This window comes from Pustulibacterium marinum (genome assembly GCF_900116665.1).
Lineage (GTDB): Bacteria > Bacteroidota > Bacteroidia > Flavobacteriales > Flavobacteriaceae > Pustulibacterium > Pustulibacterium marinum.
Genome location: NZ_FPBK01000003.1, coordinates 88,471 through 89,090 on the forward strand (window position 1 = coordinate 88,471; position 620 = coordinate 89,090).

Consider the following 620-nt stretch of genomic DNA (forward strand, 5'->3'; position numbering starts at 1 on the left):
CTAATAAATCAAACAAATCGATGGTTCCTTCGCTAGTGCAGTAGGTTGTTAATCCTACAAAATCACCGGATGATAAGCTTTGTTCTACCGTAACTTCTACCAAGGAAGAAGTTTGAAAACATCCTCCTGATACCAAAGGACTACTGTAAAAATAGGTTCCCGGTGCATCTACTGAAGGATCAAAAAAGCCGGTGCCACTGGCCAATGATGGTGACCAAATACCCCCCTCTTCAGGAGTTCCGCCTAAATAATCAAAAAGATCTGCTCCTGAATCATCACTACAAAAAGTAACGCTTCCGTTGGTTCCTGGGTCAAAATTAGATGGAATCAAGAAAGAAACTTCCGTTGAGGAATTTCCGCAAGTATTTGAAACTGTATAAGTATACGTGTACGTCCCTGCTGAAAAAGTAGTTACTTCTAATGGATTGCTTACCACTGTTCCCAATTCATCAGTCCACTGACCATTGGTTGATTCACTTCCGTCTAGTAAATTGAACAAATCAAAAGTTACATCGGAAGGGCAAACATTTTGAATACCGGTAAATACTCCAGATGATAATTCTTCAGAAATTTCAAAAGTAACTGTGGTGGCATTGTCTCCACAACTCGCGCTGCTTACT

The 620-nt window shown here is 40.3% G+C and carries 1 pseudogene; it reads right to left on the reverse strand.

The annotated features are described in order from the left end of the window. Positions 1-620: pseudogene (locus tag BM383_RS18785) on the reverse strand (hypothetical protein); the annotation flags it as partial.